Origin of the sequence: Anoxybacillus sp. J5B_2022, from assembly GCF_026847645.1 — a bacterium.
In the GTDB taxonomy this organism is placed as follows: domain Bacteria; phylum Bacillota; class Bacilli; order Bacillales; family Anoxybacillaceae; genus Anoxybacteroides.
Window position 1 is genome coordinate 1 of the sequence record NZ_JAPSMC010000124.1, and the last position, 2,268, is coordinate 2,268.

Consider the following 2,268-nt stretch of genomic DNA (forward strand, 5'->3'; position numbering starts at 1 on the left):
ATATAGTAGATTTTTTTATGAATATCCTTAATTTTTTTCACTTTAATAACTTCATCAAGTTGATCAATTGATAAATTATAAACTTCTAAAGTCGATAAGATTTTTTCTCGATTCGCTTTAGTAGCAAAAATATAGTCATTTAAAATGCGCGCTGCTTTTCTTCGTTCATTTCTGACATGTTGCATAGCACTATAATACAACTGAGCATTATTGATAAATTCATCAATCAATAAAACTTTTCCCAGACAAGTGATATCTTCAAAATCCCTAGGACCATAACTATATCCACTTCTCCAGTTTTTTAATATAGCTTTCGTTGTTTTATCCCACCCATTACTTTTCATTTTTTTATACAACTGTTCGTCATTAAGGCGATTATTATAAAATCGTTCTTCATATAGTTCGCGCCATTTCCGTATTAGATAGTAACATCTAGTAGTTTTTTCATTTTCACTTGTGAAATTAACGAATAATTCGAACAATTCTCGTCTAGCATCATTATCAATAAGTAATAATTCATCACCTATATTTAATTCGGGGAGCTTTTTGGATTCGCATTTTTTCATACTCCTATTCAATACTTTTATCCCAAATTCTGCATTCGCAAACATATAACTTCCATCATTAAATTCTATTAATTTTGCCTTTACCGCATTCTTTCCTTTGTACATTCGTTTTTTACGAATAGAAGTATTTCTTACAATCCTTAAATTAATAACCTCATCAGTAATACCATTCATCAAACCTTTTTGTATGTCATTTTTTGATACAAAACGTTTCATTCGATTATAAAAATAACGGTATATGGAAACCGGTGAATGAACATAGTGAGTGATTAACTCTGCGGCATGATTATACGTTTGTTCTAATTTTTTTAATTTATTTTCTAAAAATTCTATCTCAATTTTATATAAAAATAGTACTGCTTTTTTATAATTACACATTTCTAATATTCTTAAATCTTCCAAATTAATAGCTGAATACATAATCAAGCAATCGCAATCTGTATTTTCATTTCCTTTCAGAAGCTCTTTTTTGCTATAAAAACATATTCCTTTTGATTCCAAATCATCTATAGAACAACGCAACTTGAGTGATATATGCTCTTTAAGGGCTAATGAAATTATTTTATTAGAAGTAACAATTCCCACCTTATTATCCTGGTCAACCTCTCTGATAACTTGATTTTCTATTTTATTGAGCTTCGGAGACCTTTTATCTAGCTCTTTTTTACAAAAAATATCTTCTAGTAAAGCTAAAAGCCCTTCAAAGTCATCATCTTCATAACGGTTTTGGCTTTCCCTTAGTTCATTTAATAATTCATTAATTGGTTCATAAGTAACTTGTAACTCAGCAATAAGATCGTATTCTGTTGCACTGACAGGTGTTCTTATTGCATTGTATAGAATAGTGGCAGCAATTTTTAAATCATATGGATCAAATTTTTTCTTGGATAATTTATTCAATAAATCTAATCCTTTGGCTATCTCCTCTTCAAATTCAGATTCAATATACACAACATCGAGGTTTTTTATATTCCTATTCTCTATTAAATTTTGAATAGAGTAATTATTATTACCTAATATCGTTTTATCTGTTATAGTTTCGTTCGGTAAACAAGATAGTAAATTTGTATCTAGATTCCAAAATTTCATTTTATTTGACAAATACATAAGCCGATCATCAAGAGAGGTATCGAAATAGCAAAAGACTCCCTTTAAAGCAGGATTAATAAATCCTCGTGTATATGTATAGTCGATAAAAATATAATCCACCTCGAAATCTATACTTTTTAATATGTTGATATTATCAGTAACATAAAAAACAGGCTTTTGCTTATTATCTTTCCTTCCTATTTTGTTTCTTTCTCCTCTGTTCATCTGCTTAAAATTAAAATATCCTACAGCAACAGGCAATATAAAATTAATAGGTATATTTTCTGGTATTTTCCCATCATAGTAAACATTCAGAATATGATTCCAGTTACATTGTGCGTAATAACTATCATTTAAATCACAAAAAACGCCTTTATCACGAAAAAACTCATGTTTTTCAAAAATTTTATATTGAAACTCCCTGTATAGAAAAGATATATTATTTAGGAATTTAGTAAATTTATTTTTATCAGTAATGACGAGAACAGAAATTCTTTTTGTGAAATCATCTCTATATTTATAATTTTGTAGGTAATCTTGCAAAACAGCATGTAACACTAAAATCCCAAAAAAACACTGTTTTGGGTAACAAAAAACAATATTAGCTTTATTT

Annotated in this window: 1 protein-coding gene; it reads right to left on the bottom strand. The window is 28.1% G+C overall.

Annotation, left to right across the window (positions count from 1 at the left end; translation table 11 throughout):
• Positions 1–2,268: DISARM system-associated protein DrmE (drmE, locus tag M4I42_RS16615; protein WP_268853157.1), on the bottom strand; the 2,268-nt coding region annotated here is incomplete at both ends.